The sequence below is a fragment of the Microvirga sp. P4_A5 genome, from assembly GCF_056402495.1.
The window spans coordinates 1-19693 of sequence record NZ_JBFUHH010000041.1; the positions used below are offsets into that span (position 1 = coordinate 1).

Below are 19693 nucleotides of genomic sequence, written 5' to 3' on the forward strand. Positions count from 1 at the left end.
GAGGTCGAGCGAAGCGAGGGTGAGGGGCCTCCGCTCGTCGATCAGGCGGCGCTCTTGTCGTGCGCGAAAGCCCAGTACAATTCGCGGGCGCGGCGATAGAAGCGGCCCGGCTGCAGGTCGCGGTCGTCGATGCGCAGAACCGGCATCACTTTCGAATAATTGCCCGAGATGAAGATCTCGTCGGCATTGACGAAATCCTCGTAGCGCAGGGTCGACTCGACCACCTCGGCGCCGTCGTCGCGCAGAAGCTGGATCACCCGCTGGCGCGTGATGCCATTGAGAAACGTGCCGTTGGTGGCCGGCGTGTGGACCACGCCGTCCTTCGCCATGAAGACGTTCGACGTCGTGGTTTCGGCCACGTTCCCGAGAGCGTCGCAGACGAGCGCGTTGTCGAACCCTTTCGCCTTGGCTTCGCGAAGGGCGCGGGCGTTGTTGGGATAGAGGCAGCCGGCTTTCGAATCCGTCGGCATGGTTTCGAGAGTCGGTCGCCGGAAGCTCGATTTCATCACCGAGGTCCCGCCCGGCACCGGCATCGGCGCCTCGAAGAGCGACAGGCAGAACTGGGTCGAGTCAGGATCGGGCGAGATGGTGGCCAGGCCCTCGGCCTCGCCCCAATACATGGGCTTCAGATAGAGCGCCGTCTCGGGGGAGAACTTCTTCAGGCCCTCGCGCACGAGTTCGACGATGCGGCCGGGCTCCATGGTGGGCTCGAGACCGATGACCTTCGCCGACCGGTTCACCCGCTCCGCATGGCGGTCGAGATCCGGCGTGACGCCTTCGAAATAGCGCGCGCCGTCGAACACCGAGGAACCGAGCCAGGAGACATGCGAGCGTGGCCCGATGATCGGCGGGTTGCCCTCATGCCAGGCGCCATTGAACCAGTTCCATGTCTGCGAATACCAAGCCACGTGTTTCATCCCTTTTGGGTCAGTTTCTCTGTCTTAATCGAAAGCGCTGCCGGCGAGTCCGTCAATCGCCGTCGAGCGCGCCGGACCATGAAGTGTTTTGATCGATTGCACGTGCAAGGCTGATCGATCGCGTTGGTGGCCGGCGCCCGTCGGTGTATGGTTTAGCCGATGGGCGCATCATCTGTCATCCATGCCGGCACCAGAGCGGTCGTTTTCGACGCCTACGGCACGCTTTTCGACGTCCATTCCGCCGTTCGCCTCCACGCCGACAGGATCGGCCCCGACGCCGCAAGGCTGTCGGACATCTGGCGCGCGAAGCAACTGGAATATTCCTGGGTGCTGTCGCTCGCCGGGCGTTACGAGCGGTTTTCCGTCCTCACCGAAAAAGCGCTCGATTACGCCCTGGCGCTCCATCCCGCCATCGACAGGTCGGTCAAACCGCTCCTCCTCGACGCCTACCGCCATCTCGCCGCCTATCCGGACGTGAGGCCGGCGCTGGAGGCCCTGCGGGCGCGCGGGCTTGCGACCGCGATCCTGTCCAACGGCGACCCCGACATGCTGAACGCGGCGGTCTCATCAGCCGGCCTTGAATCCCTCGTCGATCCCGTTCTGTCGGTCGACGGCGCGAAAATCTTCAAGACGAGCCCGAGCACCTATCGCTTCGCCCTGTCCAAGCTCTTGCTGGGCATCCACGAGGTCGTGTTCGTGTCCTCGAACCGCTGGGATGTGGCGGGCGCGACCGCGTTCGGCATGGCCAGCGTCTGGGTCAACCGCCAGGGGCTGCCGGACGAATACGCGGAGCTTGCACCCCGCGCCGTCGTGTCGTCGCTGGATACCCTCTTCTGAAGGCCTACTTGGCGAGCGCCGCCAGAATACGCGCCCATGAGCGCGTGCCCTTGTGGAAGCTCTTGAGGTCGTATTTCTCATTCGGCGAGTGAATGCGGTCGTCGTCGAGGCCGAAGCCCACGAAGAGCGTGTCGAGACCCAGCACGCGCTTGAAATCGCCGCCGATGGGGATCGAGCCGCCCATGCCGATGACGATCGGATCGACCTTCCATTCGTCATGCAGCGCGCCCTTGGCGGCGGTCAGCGCCGGGAAATCGTGCGGCAGCATCTGCGCGCGCGAGCCCTTGTGGCGGATGAACTCCACCGAGCAATCGGCGGGGATGCGCTCTTCGACGAAGGCCTGGAAATTCTTCGAGATCGCCGCCGGGTCCTGGTCGCCGACGAGCCGGAACGAGATTTTGCAGCGCGCTTCCGCCGCGATGACGGTCTTGGTGCCCTCGCCCGTATAGCCGCCGATGATGCCGTTCACGTCGCAGGTCGGACGGGACTGGATCTGCTCGATGAGCATGCGGCCCTTTTCGCCGGCCGAATGCTTGAGGCCAACCTGTCCGAGATATTCCTCTTCCGTCAGGTTGAGCTTGCGCCATTGCTCCAGCATCTGCGTCGGCGTTTCCGGCACGCCGTCGTAGAAATGCGGAATGGTGATGCGGCCGTCCGCGTCGTGGACCGCCGCGATGATCTTGGCGAGAACGTGGATCGGATTGCGCGCGGCGCCGCCGAACTGGCCCGAATGCAGGTCCCGGTCGGCGCAGCGCACGATGACCTCCTCATAGACCATGCCGCGCAGGGACGACGTGATGGCGGGGGTGTTCTGGTCCCACATGCCGGTGTCGCAGACGAGCGCCACGTCGGCCTTCAATTCGTCCTTGTTGGCCTCGACGAATTCCGGCAGGAATTTCGAGCCGTCCTCCTCCGCGCCCTCGACCAGGAACGTGATGTTGATGGGCAGCGATCCGGTGACCGCTTTCCAGGCGCGGCAGGCCTCCACGAAGGTCAGCACCTGACCCTTGTCGTCGGAGGACCCCCGCGCGGAAATCACCTTCCGGCCATCGGGAAGGGTCGCCATCTTCGGCTCAAAGGGCGGTGTCTGCCACAGCTCGAGCGGGTCGACCGGCTGCACGTCGTAATGGCCATAAAACAGCACATGGGGCTTCGCCTCCCCCTTCGCGTGCCCGACCACCGCCGGATGCCCGCCGGTTTCGCGCAAAGCCGCATCGACGCCGAAACCCTTGAGCTCATCCACCAACCACTGCCCGGCCTTGCGGCAATCGTCCTTGTAGGCGGGGTCGGTGGAAATGGACGGAATCGTCAGCCAGCCGAACAGGCGTTCGAGCGAGACGTCGAGATCGGAATCGATACGCTGAAGGACTTGGTCGAGCTGGGACATGGAGAAGCTGTGCCTGATGAAAAGTGAGGCGGACAGGTAGCCTCAGGATGAGCGGGGTCGCAAGCGATTTCAAAGGCGCGCGGGACGCTTCTTCCCTCCCCCTTGCGGGGAGGGATCGAGGGTGGGGGTCGAAGGGTCGAAGCGCTGAAGAGAATTGTCGATATCCGCCATCAATAACAACTCGATCGCCCAGTCGATCCACCTCCACCTCCAACTCCTCCCCGCAAGGGGGAGGAGAGCAGGTCGCGCCGCTACCGCCGCAATAACCCGCCCAGCGTCCCCCGCACGATCGCGCGGCCGATGGAGCCGCCCTGGCGGCCGCCGAGCGATTTGCCGATCTGGGCCGCGAGCGACCCCACCGTCTGGTTGACCACCGTGCGGGTGACTTCGCGGGTGACGCGCTGGGTCATCGTCATCGAACCCTTGCGTGTGCTCGTGGTGCCCAGAAGACCGCCCAGGATGTCGAGGATACCGCCGCCGCCTTGCGCCGCCTGTGCATCCTCGGTTGCCTTCCCGGCCCGTTTCGCCAGCATTTCGTAGGCCGAATCCGAATCGATCGTCTGCTCGTATTTGCCCCGCAGGGGACTGGCGGCGATGATCGCCAGGCGCTCCGCCTCGGTGATCGGGCCGACCTGCGCCATCGGCGGTGCGATCAGCGTGCGCTCCACCATGGAGGGCGAACCCTTGCCCTCCAGCGTCGAGACCAAAGCCTCCCCGACACCGAGTTCGGTGATCGCTTTCTCGGTGTCGAAGGCCGGGTTCTGGCGGAAGGTCTCCGCCGCCACGCGGACGGCTTTCTGTTCCCGGGGCGTGTAGGCGCGAAGCGCGTGCTGCACCCGGTTGCCGAGCTGCGCCAGGACGGATTCCGGCACGTCGACGGGGTTCTGGGTGATGAAGTACACGCCGACGCCCTTCGAGCGAATGAGGCGAACGACGCGCTCCACCGTCTCGATCAACACCTTGGGCGCGTCGCTGAAGAGCAAATGCGCCTCGTCGAAAAAGAACACCAGCTTCGGCTGGTCGAGATCGCCCACTTCCGGCAATTCCTCGAACAGCTCGGACATCAGCCAGAGCAGGAACGTCGCGTAGAGACGCGGATTGCTCATGAGCTTGTCGGCCGTCAGGATGTTGATGATTCCGCGCCCGTCCCGGTCCCGGCGCATCAGGTCCTTGATGTCGAGCGCGGGCTCGCCGAGAAACTCTTCGCCCTTCTGGTTTTCGAGCACGAGAAGCTGGCGCTGGATGGTGCCGATGGTGGCCTTCGACACGTTGCCGTAGGTCGTCGTGAGTTCCTGCGCGTTTTCGGCGACGAGTTGCAGCAGCGCGCGCAGATCCTTGAGATCCATCAGCAGCAGGCCCTGCTCGTCGGCGATGCGGAACGCGATGTTGAGCACGCCTTCCTGCGTGTCGTTGAGATCGAGCAGGCGCGAGAGCAGAAGCGGCCCCATTTCGGAGATCGTCGCCCGCACCCGGTGGCCCTGCTCGCCGAACAGGTCCCAGAACACCACCGGAAAGCGGTCCGGCACGTAATCGACGCCGATGTCTTTGGCGCGCTTGACGAAGGCCTCCTTGCCGGTGCCGGGGGCAGCGATTCCCGACAGGTCGCCCTTGATGTCGGATGCGAAGACCGGGACGCCCGCGTTGGAGAAGCCTTCGGCCAGCACCTGCAGCGAGACGGTCTTGCCGGTGCCCGTCGCGCCGGTGATGAGACCGTGCCGGTTGGCGAGCCTCAGATCGAGAGTTTCCGGCTTGGTGCTTTTGCCGATAAGGATCTTGCCGTCTTCGAGCATCGTTGGTCTCCGGTATGCTTGGGCGCGACTCTAAGGAAAGGCGGCGAGGGATTCTACTGGCCCTCTCACTTGATTTTGGAGGGCCGGACGGCGAACTATCGTCTGAACATGTCCAATTTCCTGAGGAGAATCACGTGGAAGAGCTGATCGCACGGGTCACGCAGAAGACCGGCCTCGACGCCGACACCGCCCGAAAGGCGATCGGCATCATCCTGGCCTATCTCCGGAAAGAGGGCCCCGAGGCGGAGGTCAACCAGCTCGTCGCGGCATTTCCGGGCGCCGAGGACGCGATCGCGATGGCGCAATCGGGCACCGGCGGCGGCCTGATGGGCATGGTCGGCTCGATGGGCGGCGGCGTCATGGCGCTCGGCGGCCAGTTGATGAGCGCGGGCGTATCCATGGGGCAGATGCAGCCCCTCGGACACGAACTCCTGACCTTCGGCCGCGAAAAGGCCGGCGAGGACGTGATGGGCCCGATCGTCGGGTCGATCCCGGGATTGTCGCAGTTTGTCTGAGGCGAATGGCAAGATAGCGAATGGCGAAATGGCGAATGGCGAATGGTAGTTGGCGTTCACTCGACGAATCGTCGTTCCTCCACTCGCCACTCGCCATTCGCCCCTCTCCAACCACCCAGAGCCCGATGACAGACCTCACCCTCACCAACGACTTTCCGCCCGCCACCCGCGATGCGTGGCTGCGTCGCGTCGAAGGGGTGCTGAAAGGCGCGGATTTCAAGCGGAAGCTCGTGGGGCGGACCTATGACGGCATCGAAATCCAGCCGCTCTATGAAAAGGCCGAAGACGCGCAGCCGGTCATCCGTGGCGAAACGGGGCCGTGGCGCATCTCCCAGCGACTCGACCATCCCGATCCCGCCACTGCGAACGCGTTGGCGCTCGCCGATCTCGCAGGCGGGGCCGATGGGCTGACGCTGGTCGCCGCGAAGGCGCCGTCGTCGCGGGGCTTCGGGCTTGCGCTCACGTCCCTCGACGATCTCGACCGGGCCCTTGCGGATATCATGCTCGACCTCATCCATGTCCGGCTGGACGCGGGCGGTCACGGCCGGCAGGCGGCGGCCCTGTTCGTGGCGCTCGCAGAACGGCGCGGCCATGCGCTGTCGGCGCTCTCGGTCGATCTCGGGCTCGATCCCCTCGGCGCGATGGCGGCCATGGGCCGGCTTTCGGCTTCCTGGGACGAAGTCGCCGCGCGGATGGTGGAAACGCAGGCGGACCTCGCGGCGCGCGGTTTTGGCGGACGCATCTTCCTCAGCGACGGCAGGCCCTACCAGGAAGCGGGCGCGAGCGAAGCGCAGGAGTTGGCGGCCGTCCTTGCCACCGGCATCGCGACCTTGCGTGCCCTCGAAGCGGGGGGCGTGCCGCTCGAGGCTGCGCGGGATACGCTCGCGTTCCTGCTCGTGGCGGATGCGGATGAGTTTCTCACCGTGGCGAAATTCCGCGCCCTGCGCCACCTCTGGGCCCGCGTCGAGCAGGCATGCGGTCTTCAGCAAAAGCCCATCCGCCTCCATGCCGAGACGGCGTGGCGGATGACGACGCGGCGCGACCCTTGGGTGAACATGCTGCGTACCACCGTCGCCACCTTCTCGGCCGGGCTCGGCGGGGCGGATTCCATCACGGTGCTGCCCTTCACCGCCGCGCTCGGATTGCCGGATGCGTTCGCGCGACGGGTCGCCCGCAATACCCACCTCATCCTGATCGAGGAATCCAACCTCGCCCGCGTCGCCGACCCAACCTCGGGCGCCGGCGGCTTCGAGGCGCTGACCGAAGCCTTGTGCGAAAAGGCCTGGGGCGTGTTCCAGGCCATCGAGCGGGACGGCGGGATCGTCGAGAACCTGAAACGCGGCGCTCTCCAGCGGGAGATCGCGGAGGTTCGGGTAGAGCGCGACAAGGCCGTTGCGACGCGCCGGGACCCGATCACCGGAACGAGCGAGTTTCCGAACCTTGCCGAAGGCGACGTTACGGTGCTGATGCCCTCGCCTTTATGGAACGGAAAAAAGAGCGCGGCGGGCGATTCCGGCATCCCGCAATCCGCCACCGCACCGACGACCTTTTCCGAACTGGTTGCCAAGGCCTCCAGCGGCGTTGCATTCGCGGAACTAACCCGCTCGGCGGCCGGCGCCTCTCCGCTTGCCATCGAGCCCCTGCCCTCGATCCGCACTGCGGAACCCTTCGAGCTCTTGCGCGATCGCGCCGATGCGGCTCTGGCGCGGACAGGAAAGCGACCCCGAATCKTCCTCGCGACCGTCGGATCTCCGGCCGCCTATACCGCCCGCGCAGGCTTCGCCAAGAATTTCTTCGAGGCGGGCGGGATCGAGGCCGTGATGCCGGAGGGAACCTCAAACGAGGACGCGCTCACGACGGCGTTTCGCGAAAGCGACGCCGTGATGATCTGCCTGTGCTCGTCGGACGCGCTTTATGCCAAGGATGGGATCGAGGCTCTCGCGGCGCTGAGGCCGCTCACCGCCGGCCCGATCTACGTGGCGGGGCGCCCTGCCGAGCTGGCGGAAGGCCTCGCGCAGGCCGGCGCCACCGGGTTCATCCATGCGGGCAGCGACGCCGTCGCGGTGCTGAACGAGGCGCTCGCGGCGGTGGGAGCCTGACCGGAAGCGGGCCGGGCTCGGTAGCATCGCCTGGGCGAATGGCTTAAAATACGCGTGTTACGAAGGAGACTTGCCGTCACATGACCCGGGTTCCGGATTTCTCCGCCATCGACTGGGCGTCCGCCCCAGCCTCGCCCCCCGCAATCGTCGGCGCGCCGTGGCTGACGCCCGAGGGGATTTCGGTGAAGCGGGTCTATGGCCCGGAGGATCGGGCCGGCATCGACGCGCTCGACACCTTCCCCGGCATCGCGCCGTATCTTCGCGGCCCCTACCCCACCATGTATGTCAACCAGCCCTGGACCGTGCGCCAATATGCCGGATTCTCGACGGCCGAGGATTCGAACGCCTTCTACCGGCGCAATCTCGCAGCGGGCCAGAAGGGGCTGTCGGTGGCGTTCGATCTCGCGACCCATCGCGGCTACGACAGCGATCATCCCCGCGTGTCCGGCGATGTGGGCATGGCGGGGGTTGCGATCGACTCGATCTACGACATGCGCACGCTCTTTTCGGGCATTCCGCTCGACCAGATGAGCGTGTCTATGACCATGAACGGCGCGGTGCTGCCGATCCTCGCGCTCTACATCGTGGCGGCCGAGGAACAGGGCGTGCCGGCCGACAAGTTGTCGGGCACGATCCAGAACGACATCCTCAAGGAATTCATGGTGCGCAACACCTATATCTACCCCCCCAAAGGGTCGATGCGCATCATCTCGGACATCTTCGCCTACACGTCGTCGCATATGCCGAAATTCAACTCGATTTCGATCTCCGGCTACCACATGCAGGAAGCCGGCGCGACGCAGGACCTCGAACTCGCCTACACGCTCGCCGACGGCGTCGAGTATATCCGCGCGGGCATCGCGGCCGGCCTGACCATCGATCAATTCGCCCCGCGCCTGTCGTTCTTCTGGGCGGTGGGCATGAACTTCTTCATGGAAGTCGCCAAGATGCGCGCCGCGCGTCTGATCTGGGCGAAGCTCGTCCGGGAATTCGATCCCAAGAGCGAGAAATCGCTGCCGTTGCGCACACATTCGCAAACCTCCGGCTGGTCGCTCGCGGCGCAGGACGTGTTCAACAACGTGGTGCGCACTTGCGTCGAGGCGATGGCGGCGACGCAAGGGCACACGCAATCGCTGCACACCAACGCGCTCGACGAAGCGCTGGCGCTGCCGACCGATTTCTCCGCGCGCATCGCCCGCAACACGCAGCTTTTCCTGCAGCAGGAAAGCGGCACCACGCGCATCATCGATCCGTGGGGCGGCTCCTATTACGTCGAGAAGCTGACGCAGGAGCTCGCGGCGAAAGCGTGGGGCCATATCCAGGAGATCGAGAGCCTCGGCGGCATGGCGAAGGCCATCGAGGCCGGTATTCCGAAATTACGGATCGAGGAAGCGGCCGCCCGCACACAGGCCCGCATCGATTCCGGCCACCAGAAGATCATCGGCGTGAATTGCTTCAAGCCCGATGGCGAGGCCACCATCGACATTCTGAAGGTCGACAACGCGTCCGTGCGCAACCAGCAGATCGAGAAACTCCGCCGCCTGCGCGAAGAGCGCGACCAAAGCGACGTGGATGCGGCGCTCGCGGCTTTGTCGAAAGGCGCCGCGGGCCGTGACAATCTCCTCGACCTCGCGGTGAAGGCCGCGCGCGCGAAGGCGACGGTGGGCGAGATTTCCGACGCGCTTGAAAAAGTCTGGGGCCGCCACGTGGCGTCCATCAAGGCGATCTCGGGAATCTACAAACGGGAGATGGGCATGTCGCATCAGGCGATGGAGCAGGTGCATCGGCTCGTCGAGGAATTCGCCGAGCATGACGGCCGCCGTCCGCGCATCCTCGTCGCCAAGATGGGACAGGACGGACACGATCGCGGCCAGAAGGTCATCGCATCGGCTTTCGCCGATCTCGGCTTCGACGTGGATATCGGTCCGCTCTTTGCAACGCCGGTCGAGGCCGCGCGACAGGCTATCGAGAACGACGTCCATATCATCGGCGTCTCGTCGCTCGCCGCGGGCCACTTGAGTCTCGTGCCGGAGCTGAAGGCGGCGCTCGCCCAATACGGCCGCGACGACATCATGATCGTCGTCGGCGGCGTCATTCCCCAGCAGGATTTCGAAGCGCTCCGCGACGCCGGCGCATCGGCCATCTTCCCGCCCGGAACGGTGATCGCCGACGCGGCAATCGGGTTGGTGGAAGAGTTGAACCGCAGGCTTGGTTATCATCCCCGAGACGCCGCTGAGTAATCCGCCGGCCCAAAGTCCGGACCCAGGCTCAACCCTTGCGGCATTTATCGTGCGCGGAAACTAAATCGCCGCTGAAATTCTGTTATCTCTAGGAAAATATCACGAAAGGCAATTTTTTCATTGCTCCGGCTCATACTGTGCAAGCTTAGCTGATAGCATTTTGCCAATTATACGCTCAAGCTTATAGGTTATACGCTCAAGCTTCTGGTGCTTCGGCGCACATGACGGTAGGCACACAGTACTTTTCTTTGGAGCAACGATTTAACGTTCGGCGTTGATCAGCGGCAGGGCCCACGGATGCGTGGCTCTGCTGTTGTAACAGTAAGGAGAAATCAATGTCGAAGTCTCTCTATCTCGCGGCGCTTGCCATCAGTGCTGCATTCGCAGCCTCAGGAGCAAACGCCGCGATCTCGCCGAACGGACTTTCAACAAACGGAAGTCAGCTCAACGGCAGCCAGCTCAACGGCAGTCAGCTGAATGGCAGCCAGCTCAACGGCAGTCAGCTCAACGGCAGTCAGCTGAATGGCAGCCAGCTCAACGGCAGCCAGCTCAACGGCAGCCAGCTGAATGGGACGGTGGCGCAATCACTCCCGGTGAAGGCAGCAATTCTTCCCGATGGACTGGTCGTTCCGACCGAATAGTCCAGAGCTGGGCGGCGCCCCTCGCTTCGGTGGGGGGCGCACAAGGAGATTGTAATGCGTCGCTTGCTGCCAATTTTTCTAATTCCATTCTCGCTCCTCGCGTCCCCTCACATCGCTCATGCGGGAGACAGCCACCTCAAAGTGACCGGTACGGAACTGTTATTGGAACTCGCCGACGGACGGATTCTGGGGGGGCAGGATTTGGTCGGCGTGCAGTTGGTGATCGGCAGTCCACAGGGCGACAAGGTGGTGCAGATCGACGCCATCGAAGAGGGGCACGTCACAACGGGAGGAGCGCTGCAGCTCTACACACTGACCTATCGCAATGCGGAGCGACAAATCATCTCAAATCTGTGTCGCCCAGACGCGACGGGCCGCAGAGCCGGTTTTCCTCTTCCAGATGAAAGAGGTGGTTTTGCCTTCACCTGCACGAGCGGAGCGGAAGGAAAATGCGTTCTGATGGGGTATCGACCATGGGAAATCCGCGATGACGTGCCGATGCGCGATCTTCATCGCGCCTGCATCCGCATGGTCCGGGCCGATTACGGCGGCGACGGCGTTTCAACAACGCGCGACGGAACACTCATCGATGTCTTTGACCGCTTCGGGATTCAGACGCCAGACAGAAGTGTCAATATGGAATTTGAAGCCGCGTGGAGTCCTCACGGCGCGGTTTGCGTCGCCAATTCGCGGATCAGACAGAACATAACCCTGAACGAGATCGCGGCGCGCTATCCCCGTCTCGCAAACGCCATCGGGACGCGGGCCTGTTCGGAGGAATCGGCGCGACGAGATTCGCGGGCGTTGATTTTCAATCGATCTAACGCTGTCGCGCTGGAAGTCGCTGAGAAAGATCCTGCGGGGTCGCCCGATTGACGCGCCAACATCACCCCTGCCCCACCCGCAGCCCCACCGTTGCCACACCCGCGCCGATGAGCAGCGAGCCGCCGACCTTGTTGACGATGCCCATCATGCGCGGGTTGCGCACGACGTTGCGGGCGCGGGAGGCGATGAGCGCGTAGGTGAAGGCGTTCGCGAAGGCCAGGACGAGGAAGGTCGTGGCAAAGATGGCGATCTGGGGTGCGAAGGCCGCTTTGGTGTCGATGAATTGCGGCAGGAAGGCCATGAAGAAGGTGAGGCCCTTGGGGTTGAGCGCCGTCACCAGCCACGCATGGCCGAGCATTTTCAGGGACGAGACCGCATCCGTCCGCGGTTTGGCGTCGAGGGTGCCGCCGGCGCGCCACAGCTTGATGCCGAGCCAGATCAGATAGGCGGCGCCCACCCATTTCAGAAGCGTGAACAGGTTCGCCGAGGCGGCGAGCAGCGCGCCGAGACCCAGAAGAGAAAAACTCATGGCGGTGAAATCGCCCAACGCCACGCCGATGGCCATGGGCAGCGCGGTGCGCCAGCCCTGTCCGAGCGCGTAGGAAACGACGAGAAGAATCGTCGGGCCGGGAATGATCACCAGGATGGTGGAGGCGGCCGCGAAAGCGAGCCAGGTTTCGAACGTCATCGGGCGGTCTTTCTAACTTTCGCAATGAGGGAGCCATAAACCCGCGCGCCTGTCGAGTGGGCCGGCCGTGGCCTCATCCGGCCTTCGCCAGAACGAGCCCCGTCACGATCACACAAGCGGCGATCCACCGCGCCGCGCCGAAGTTCTCCTTCAGGATCGCCGCGCCGATCGCGGCGGCGAACAGCACCGAGACTTCGCGCAGGGCGCCTACCAGACCGATGGGCGCTTTCGTCATGGCCCACAAGGCCGTTCCGTAAGACAGTGTGCCCATGGCGCCGCCTGCGAGAGCCTTGGGCCAGAACGCCGCGACGGTTCGTCGGAACACAGGGCCGCGCAGGCCCACCAGCAGCGGCAGGATGAACAGGCCGGTGAGCGCGACCAGCGTCGACACATAGCGCGCCGCATTGCCGGACACACGCGCGCCGGCGCCGTCGATCAGCGTGTAGGTGACGATGGTGACGCCCGTGAGCGCCGCCACCCCCATGCTGCGGGCGCTGAGTGCGCCGCCGCGCAGGCCGTCCGCGCTCAGCCCGATGATGCCGCAGCACAGCAGAACGAGGCCGAGCCATGCGAGAGGCGTCAGCAATTCGCCGAACAGGAATGTCGCCAGCAAAGCCGTGAAGAGCGGCGCGCCGCCGCGCAGGAGCGGATAGATGGCCGAGTAATCCGAATGGCGATACGCGAGGCCGATGAGCACGAAATAGCCCACATGGACGAGTGCCGATGCCAAGAGATACGGCCATGACGCAACGTCAGGAAATCCCACGACGGCGATGACGGGAAGCGCCGCGAGCGCCGAGCCGATTCCGATCAGCGCGGATCGCGTCAGCGCATCGCCCGCGCCGCTCTTGGCCATCGCGTTCCAGGTCGCGTGGAGGAAGGCCGCGAGCAGAACCGCGACGAGAACGTTGGAAGCCATGCGGGTCCTCGCTGGCGGGCCAAGCCGATTCGGCGTCGTTCAGCTTGGCATGGCGGGACCCGTTCTGCGAAACTCAGTTCGCCCGCTCGATCGCCCGCTTCACCACCTGCTGGACTTCCGGATTCGACAGGAAGAGGTCGTGGTTGATGATGCCGCCGCCGAATTCCGACGCGTCCGCGACGCGAACCCCAAGGGATTCGAGGCGTTCGCGATCCGCCGCGCCGGCGCGCACGATGCCGCCTGCGAGCCGGCTCGACATGGCAAGCGCGCGGTCGTTGGTGGAGCTGATGACGGTGATCTTCTTCGCATCCGGTCCCAGCCGCTCGAGGCCGCGGGCGAAAAGGTCGATGTCGATATCGGGGGCGGCCATCACGACCGCGCCGATCCGCGACATGGCGCCCTCGCCACCGGAACCGCGCAGCATCCGCAAAGTTTCGAGGGTCAAAAGCGTTCCCATGCTGTGGGCCACGATATGGATGCGCCCACCGCTCGGCGACTTGGCGATGGCCGAGAGCAAATCCTCCAGCGCATCGCGGGACCACATGGCGCTTTCGCGGTCGCTCACATAGCTGAAGGTCGAGCCCGCCGACGGCCAGGTGAAGAGGCCCGTCGCGCCGGGAAAACGAATGCCTTCGGAGAGTTCGATGGTGGAGGTCGCGGCCGTCTCGAAGCTTTCGCGATAGCCGTGGATGTAGAGCAGCAGATCACGCCCCAAAGCGGCCTGGGCGAAGGATTGCGCGGCGGTCGAACGGTCGACGGAATCAACCGAGGCGATCTCCCGGCCGCCCGAGGTCACGCGTCCGAGAAGCGAGCGATCCGGTTGGGTGAGGCGCGCTTCCGCGAACACCATGTCGGCGGAGCGCTGCGCGCTGAACCACGGCTTCTTGATGGGGTCGCTCACGGGCATGCGCGTCGTGGCGATCAAGAGGCGCGGATCGTTGGAGAGGCCGGGTCGTGGCGATCGGGATGGGCTGGACAGGATCGATTCGCCCCCGACGCAGGCAGAGAGCGCGAGGCTTGCGAAAGCAACGACGGCAAGGCGGCGGGTGGGTTGAAGCATGATTCCGATGGGGCGGGAGAAGGGCGGGCCCGCTCTGTCGCGCCCGAACGTGGCGGGCACAAGGCAGCAGGAAGGCTCGGGGGCCTCTCTTTGGGAACATGGTCAATCTTTGGTGAACGGCTTAACGCTTGATGCGGCGGGCCGACCTGCCTAAATCGGCCATGATGTTTCTCGCCCGCCTCCTCCTCGTCATCGTCGGATTGTTCTTGCTGCCGCTGGGCGCCCACGCCCTGTGGTGGTCCCTGCGCGAGGACGTGGCGCCCAATTACCGCCAGGCCGATTGGTCGAGCGCGAGCCTGCTGCCGCTTCCGGCGACCGCGCCGGATGCGATCGTGGCCGTCTATGCGGCCCGGGTCGGCCGCTGGCGCGGCATCTTCGCCCATCACACCTGGGTGGTCGTGAAGGAGGCAGGAGCCGACCGCTATACCCGCTACGACAAGGTCGGATGGGGTTCGCCGGTGCGCACCAACGGCTGGGCGCCGGACGGGCGCTGGTTCGGCAACGCGCCGCAGCCCATCGTGCTGATCGAGGGCGAGGCGGCACAAGGCCTGATCCCTCAGATCCAGGCGGCGGTGGCGAGCTATCCCTACCGCGTCTCGGGGGATTATCACGCTTGGCCGGGGCCGAATTCGAACACCTTCGTGGCGCATGTGATGCGCTCCGTTCCCGAACTCGGCGCCGCCCTTCCGCCGACGGCTTTGGGCAAGAACTGGCAGCCTTACCGCGACATCGTCGGCCTGACTCCGAGTCGAACCGGCGTTCAGATTTCGCTGGGCGGCTATGTGGGCGTCGCAGTCGGGTGGGTCGAGGGCATCGAGTTCGATTTCCTGGGCCTCGTCGCCGGCATCGACATCCGCCGCCCGGCCCTGAAGCTCCCCGGCTGGGGACGGATCGGTATGCAGCCGATCGTCTGGTGAAAACCGGCCGCGAACGCGCTAAAGCTGGTCCATGACCGGGGGCTCCTCTCGCAAGACCGACATCACGCCCGACGCCGTCGCGAGCGGCGATCGCGCCGTGCTGGCGCGCGCCATCACGCTGATGGAATCCCGCCGCCCCGATCACCGCGCGAAGGCGCGCGAATTGCTGCGGGTGCTGATGCCGCGAACGGGCAAGGCCGTCCGGGTGGGCATCACGGGCGTTCCGGGCGTCGGAAAATCGACCGCCATCGACGCGCTGGGAACGCTGCTGACCGGGCGGGGCCACAAGGTGGCGGTCCTGGCGGTCGACCCCACCTCGACCCGCAGCGGCGGCGCGATCCTGGGCGACAAGACCCGCATGGCGCGGCTGGCGGTGGATCCGAACGCCTTCATCCGCCCCTCCCCGTCATCCGGAACGCTCGGCGGCGTGGCGGCCAAGACCCGCGAGACGATGCTGCTCTGCGAAGCCGCCGGGTTCGACGTGATTCTCGTCGAGACGGTGGGAGTCGGGCAATCCGAAACGGCGGTGGCGGACCTGACGGATTTCTTCCTCGTACTGATGCTGCCCGGCGCCGGCGACGAATTGCAGGGGATCAAGAAGGGCATCCTGGAACTCGCCGACATGATCGCGGTCAACAAGGCCGACGAAGATCTCCTGCGGGCGAAGGCAGCGGCCGCCGAATACAAGGCGGCGCTCCATATCCTCACCCCGGCTTCCCCCGTATGGACGCCGCCCGTCGTCACCGTCTCGGGCCTGACCGGCCAGGGGCTCGACGAGCTCTGGAGCAAAGTGCTGGACCATCGCAAGCGCATGGAGGCGAGCGGCGAGCTTCAGGCGAAAAGGCGCGCTCAGGATTCCAAATGGATGTGGGCCCTCGTCCACGAACGCCTGCGGGAGCGGCTCGCTCACGACGCGGCGCTGCGCCGGCGCGTACCGGAAATCGAGCACGCCATCGCGGAGGGTAGGCTGTCCCCCACCGCCGGCGCCGACGAGATCGTGGGGCTGCTGGGTCTCTAGATTCCGCTCGCCTCGAGCTCGCCGGTTGCGCGCAAGGCGCCCACTTCGATGCCGTTCCAGTTCTTCATGACCGGGCGGGCGAGAGCCTCGACCGCAGCGCGCGCGGTGTCGTCGAGGGTGAGGTAGCGCAGGAGCAGCGCTCCCATGATGCCCTCCGCGGCGCGGGTGCCCCCGTCATCGACCTTCAGCGCGATGCCATAGCCGAGTTCCGGCAGGGCGGCGCAATAGACCCCCTCGGCGCCGACCTTGATGAAGGCCCGCTCGCCCAGGATCTCCATGACCTTCGTGTCGAACCGATCCGTCCCGGCGACCATGAAGGGGTGGGCCGCCACCGCCCTGCGGATGCGCGCCGCCGCTTTCGCCGTATCGGGCGGGAGGCCGATTCCGGTGCCGAAACGGGCAAAGCCGAAAGCCATGGCCGGCAGGGGAATCGCATAGGTCGGGATCGAACAACCGTCGATGCCGCTATGCTCCTCGTCGTGACACGCGCCCGTCAGGTCTTCGAGCGTCGAGYGGACCCGCTGCTGCACGGCGTGGTCGGCCCTGACATATCCGGCCGGATCGCTCCCCGTGCCGCAGGCGAGGCAGATGAAGCCCGCATGCTTGCCCGAGCAATTGTTGTGCAGGGCCGAAGGGTTTGCACCGCTCGCGACGAGCGCCCGGTTGGCCCCCTCGCCCATCGGCCAGTGAATGCCGCATTCGAGGCATGAGACATCGCGACCGGCCTTCGCCAGCATCGCGGCCGCGACCGCCGCATGAGCGGGCTCGCCGGAATGCGACGCGCAGGCGAGCGCGATTTCTTCGTCGGTAAGTCCTAATCGTTCGGCGATTCCGGTCTCGACCAAAGGGAGGGCCTGCAAGCCCTTGATGGCCGAACGGGGGTAGACGGGCGTTTCCATGTCGCCGAGCGAAAACACCACGCCGCCATCCGCCGCCACCACCGAAACGCTGCCGCGATGGCGCGATTCCACCAGATGGCCGCGCACGACCTCGACGAGAACAGGGTTCAGCATAAACGGCCTCAAATTGAATCGCGGTCTTTTGTGCCTCTGAGGACGGGAAGTCAAAGACTTCCCAACCGTCATCCTCAGTTTCGGCCATGACTTGCCGCCGCGCCTTCCGCCGCTTACACCGGAATTCGACCAACGGGAGAGGTTTTCGGATGCGTGTCGCGATGATCGGAGCCGGCTATGTGGGCCTGGTTTCCGGCGCCTGCTTCGCCGATTTTGGCCACGACGTCTGCTGCGTGGACAAGGACCCGCGCAAGATCGATGCCCTCAACGGGGGCGAGATTCCCATCTTCGAGCCGGGCCTGAGCGACCTCGTCGCCAAGAACGTGCGCGAGAAGCGGCTCTCATTCACCACCAGCCTGGCGGAGGCGGTCGCCAGGGCCGAGGCGGTCTTCATCGCCGTGGGAACGCCGTCCCGGCGGGGCGACGGCCACGCGGACCTCACCTTCGTCCAGCAGGCGGCGCGCGAGATCGCCGCCGCCCTCGACGGCTATACGGTCATCGTCACCAAATCGACCGTTCCGGTCGGGACCGGCGACGAGGTCGAGCGCATCATCCGCGACGTCCGGCCGGAGGCGGAATTCGCCGTCGTCTCCAACCCGGAATTCCTGCGCGAAGGCGCGGCCATCACGGATTTCAAGCGACCCGACCGGATCGTCATCGGCACCGAGGACGAGCGGGCCGCCAACGTGATGCGGGAGATTTACCGCCCGCTTTACCTCAACCAGTCGCCGCTTCTGGTCACGGGGCGCCGGACCGCCGAACTCATCAAATACGCGGCGAACGCCTTCCTTGCCATGAAGATCACTTTCATCAACGAAATCGCCGACCTGTGCGAGCAGGTCGGCGCGGACGTTCAGGAGGTGGCGCGCGGCATCGGTCTCGACAACCGCATCGGCTCCAAGTTCCTGCATGCGGGGCCCGGCTATGGCGGCTCCTGTTTTCCGAAGGACACGCTCGCGCTCATCAAGACCGCGCAGGATCACGACGCGCCCACGCGCATCATCGAGACGGTCGCCGCCGTCAACGCGCAGCGCAAGCGCGCCATGGGGCGCAAGGTGATCGCGGCCTGCGGCGGTTCCGTCCGGAACAAGACGATCGCGGTGCTGGGCCTGACCTTCAAACCCAACACCGACGACATGCGCGACGCGCCGTCCCTCGACGTCATCACCACGCTTCAGGATGCGGGGGCACGCATCCGGGCCTACGACCCCGAGGGCATGATGGCCGCGAAGGCGCTGATGCCCGAGGTCGAATATGCGCGGGACGCCTACGATTGCGCCAGCGGGGCGGATGCGCTCGTCATCGTGACGGAATGGGACATGTTTCGCGCTCTCGATCTGCGCCGCCTGCACGACCTGCTGGCGGAACCCATCCTGGTCGACCTGCGCAACATCTACCGCCCCGAGGACATGCGGCGGYGCGGATTCACCTATGTGAGCGTCGGGCGACCCTGACTTCACGCGGCGCGTCTTTCGGGCCATATAGAGCACACATCATCGGAGCGCCCCATGCAGACCTTCTTCGTCGAGATCAAATGCAAGCTCGGAAAGACCTATCAGGTCGCGAGCGCGCTGGCCGACCGGGAGATCGCGTCCGAAATCTATTCGACCGCCGGCAATTACGACATCCTCGCCAAGTTCCACGTGGATGACGGGGTCGATATCGGCCACTTCATCGCCAAGAACGTGCAGACGATCGGCGAAATCGCCGACACCCACACGATCATCACGTTCAAGGCGTTCTGAGGAAGGCGTTTCGGACGCGGGCCTATTGCACGGCCGCGTAGGCTTCCACCCGCGGAGACACTGCTGCCGGTGCGGTCACTTCGGCGAGGATCGGGCCGATGCCCTCGTAGCGGTCCATGCGGCGCACGATCTTGGAATCGATGCGGTTGTACAATTCGGCCACGCTGACGGCGCGGCGCTTGCGGCCCTTGCCATCCATGAAGAGGCCCGCATTGGCCTTCGCGGCCTTCGGGAAGAGCTTCGTGGCGCTCATGTTGGGGTCTGAATCGAGCACGTCCAGGAAACGCACCGCGCTGCCCGCGCCGAGGAAATGCGCGAGGTAAAGCTCCGCTTCTTCGAGCTCCCGCTCGCCCTGCGCCTGCAAGGCCCGCTCGACGTCCTTGATCAGTTCGCCTGCCATCAATGCCGAGAAATACGGATCGGTGCGCAGGCTCATGATCCAGGCGCGGTCCTTGTCGTCCGCGACGGTGGGGTCGCCATCGACGATGCGGATTGCCTTCGCGGCGGCGGCGAAGCCGTAATCCGCCGCATGGAGATGGACGGTCTCGAGCCAGGTGCTGTCGATGAACTGGAAAAGGCCCTGGGCCGTCGAGGTCGAGGCCTTCGCCTCGTTGGAAAGGCTCGATTCCACATCCGCGAGCGTCACCATGTAGACCGGATCGACGCCCGTCACGTGGGCGGCCTTCAGGACGGAATGGACCAGCCAGCGGGGGATCGTCCGGCCCCCGAACGGGATCAACTCGTCCGGGTTATCGGCCGTCTGGACCGGAACGGAATCGKCAGGCGCGGGTTTTACGGGAGTGGCTGCCGGAAAGGCGGCTTCGATGATGGAGCGAAAAAGTCCGGGGTTCCGACGAAGTTCCGGGACCGGGGCCGGTGCAGAGACCGGGCGGGCCATTAACGCGCTGGGCAACGTCGCCACGGCGGCGGGAACGGCGGCCATTGCCTGAAATCCCAGCACCAGACTGAGGGTCGCGCAAAGACGAATTGCGTGACGGCCACCTCGCGTGGCGATGTGAACATTGTTCCCGCGTCGCGGAATCGCGCCCAGAGGCGTGATCGCAATAGTCGGCATTCGCTGT

General features: G+C 65.2%; 18 protein-coding genes. 10 read left to right on the plus strand and 8 right to left on the minus strand.

The genetic code is table 11. The features are described 5' to 3' along the window. Window positions 1-41: 41 nt before the first annotated feature. Window positions 42-917 carry a branched-chain amino acid aminotransferase gene (locus AC1DVM_RS12515; protein WP_477254763.1) on the minus strand — a complete coding sequence of 292 codons (876 nt, stop codon included), beginning with the start codon at window positions 915-917 and terminating at the stop codon, window positions 42-44. A gap of 159 nt (window positions 918-1076) precedes the next feature. On the opposite strand from AC1DVM_RS12515, the gene AC1DVM_RS12520 reads away from it, so the two are divergent. Then, window positions 1077-1754 carry a haloacid dehalogenase type II gene (locus AC1DVM_RS12520; protein WP_477254764.1) on the plus strand — a complete coding sequence of 226 codons (678 nt, stop codon included), beginning with the start codon at window positions 1077-1079 and terminating at the stop codon, window positions 1752-1754. Between the two features lie 4 nt (window positions 1755-1758). Here AC1DVM_RS12520 and AC1DVM_RS12525 read toward each other — a convergent pair whose 3' ends face one another. Both AC1DVM_RS12525 and AC1DVM_RS12530 read right to left on the minus strand, forming a co-directional pair. Then, complete coding sequence (locus tag AC1DVM_RS12525) at window positions 1759-3141, minus strand: M20/M25/M40 family metallo-hydrolase (protein ID WP_477254765.1); 1383 nt, start codon at window positions 3139-3141, stop codon at window positions 1759-1761. A 251-nt stretch (window positions 3142-3392) separates the two neighbouring features. Then, entirely contained in the window at window positions 3393-4931 is a 1539-nt protein-coding gene (locus tag AC1DVM_RS12530; protein WP_477254766.1) for a helicase HerA-like domain-containing protein, read from the minus strand. A 134-nt stretch (window positions 4932-5065) separates the two neighbouring features. On the opposite strand from AC1DVM_RS12530, the gene AC1DVM_RS12535 reads away from it, so the two are divergent. The 5 genes from AC1DVM_RS12535 to AC1DVM_RS12555 all read left to right on the plus strand — a co-directional run bounded on the left by AC1DVM_RS12535 (window position 5066) and on the right by AC1DVM_RS12555 (window position 11302). Next, entirely contained in the window at window positions 5066-5446 is a 381-nt protein-coding gene (locus tag AC1DVM_RS12535) for a DUF2267 domain-containing protein (RefSeq protein WP_477254767.1), read from the plus strand. Between the two features lie 125 nt (window positions 5447-5571). Continuing rightward, window positions 5572-7545 carry a methylmalonyl-CoA mutase family protein gene (locus tag AC1DVM_RS12540; RefSeq protein ID WP_477254768.1) on the plus strand — a complete coding sequence of 658 codons (1974 nt, stop codon included), beginning with the start codon at window positions 5572-5574 and terminating at the stop codon, window positions 7543-7545. An 80-nt stretch (window positions 7546-7625) separates the two neighbouring features. Then, on the plus strand, window positions 7626-9785 hold the full coding sequence (scpA, locus tag AC1DVM_RS12545) for a methylmalonyl-CoA mutase (protein WP_477254769.1): 2160 nt from the start codon (window positions 7626-7628) through the stop codon (window positions 9783-9785). A gap of 335 nt (window positions 9786-10120) precedes the next feature. Beyond that, window positions 10121-10426, plus strand: a complete 306-nt coding sequence (locus AC1DVM_RS12550) for a pentapeptide repeat-containing protein (protein WP_477254770.1) — start codon at window positions 10121-10123, stop codon at window positions 10424-10426. Window positions 10427-10480: 54 nt separating this feature from the next. Beyond that, a complete protein-coding gene (locus AC1DVM_RS12555) occupies window positions 10481-11302 on the plus strand; it encodes an ADYC domain-containing protein (protein WP_477254771.1) in 822 nt (273 codons plus the stop codon). Between the two features lie 10 nt (window positions 11303-11312). On the opposite strand, the gene AC1DVM_RS12560 is transcribed toward AC1DVM_RS12555, so the two are convergent. The 3 genes from AC1DVM_RS12560 to AC1DVM_RS12570 all read right to left on the minus strand — a co-directional run bounded on the left by AC1DVM_RS12560 (window position 11313) and on the right by AC1DVM_RS12570 (window position 13918). Then, on the minus strand, window positions 11313-11939 hold the full coding sequence (locus AC1DVM_RS12560) for a LysE family translocator (RefSeq protein ID WP_477254772.1): 627 nt from the start codon (window positions 11937-11939) through the stop codon (window positions 11313-11315). Between the two features lie 73 nt (window positions 11940-12012). Continuing rightward, window positions 12013-12858, minus strand: a complete 846-nt coding sequence (locus AC1DVM_RS12565; RefSeq protein ID WP_477254773.1) for an EamA family transporter — start codon at window positions 12856-12858, stop codon at window positions 12013-12015. 73 nt (window positions 12859-12931) lie between these two features. Further along, on the minus strand, window positions 12932-13918 hold the full coding sequence (locus tag AC1DVM_RS12570; RefSeq protein ID WP_477254774.1) for an alpha/beta hydrolase: 987 nt from the start codon (window positions 13916-13918) through the stop codon (window positions 12932-12934). 161 nt (window positions 13919-14079) lie between these two features. On the opposite strand from AC1DVM_RS12570, the gene AC1DVM_RS12575 reads away from it, so the two are divergent. After that, window positions 14080-14835 (plus strand): DUF3750 domain-containing protein, encoded by a 756-nt coding sequence (locus AC1DVM_RS12575; protein WP_477254775.1) that lies wholly within the window; start codon window positions 14080-14082, stop codon window positions 14833-14835. Between the two features lie 31 nt (window positions 14836-14866). After that, window positions 14867-15853 (plus strand): methylmalonyl Co-A mutase-associated GTPase MeaB, encoded by a 987-nt coding sequence (gene meaB / locus AC1DVM_RS12580; RefSeq protein ID WP_477254776.1) that lies wholly within the window; start codon window positions 14867-14869, stop codon window positions 15851-15853. Here meaB and AC1DVM_RS12585 read toward each other — a convergent pair. Beyond that, window positions 15850-16866 carry an asparaginase gene (locus AC1DVM_RS12585; RefSeq protein WP_477254777.1) on the minus strand — a complete coding sequence of 339 codons (1017 nt, stop codon included), beginning with the start codon at window positions 16864-16866 and terminating at the stop codon, window positions 15850-15852. The genes meaB and AC1DVM_RS12585 overlap by 4 nt on opposite strands. Window positions 16867-17015: 149 nt before the next feature. Between AC1DVM_RS12585 and AC1DVM_RS12590 the strand changes: the two genes are divergently transcribed. Next, a complete protein-coding gene (locus AC1DVM_RS12590; RefSeq protein ID WP_477254778.1) occupies window positions 17016-18320 on the plus strand; it encodes a UDP-glucose dehydrogenase family protein in 1305 nt (434 codons plus the stop codon). A gap of 54 nt (window positions 18321-18374) precedes the next feature. Next, complete coding sequence (locus AC1DVM_RS12595; RefSeq protein WP_477254779.1) at window positions 18375-18611, plus strand: Lrp/AsnC ligand binding domain-containing protein; 237 nt, start codon at window positions 18375-18377, stop codon at window positions 18609-18611. Window positions 18612-18633: 22 nt separating this feature from the next. Here AC1DVM_RS12595 and AC1DVM_RS12600 read toward each other — a convergent pair whose 3' ends face one another. Then, a complete protein-coding gene (locus tag AC1DVM_RS12600; protein WP_477254780.1) occupies window positions 18634-19686 on the minus strand; it encodes a lysozyme family protein in 1053 nt (350 codons plus the stop codon). Window positions 19687-19693 lie beyond the last annotated feature (7 nt).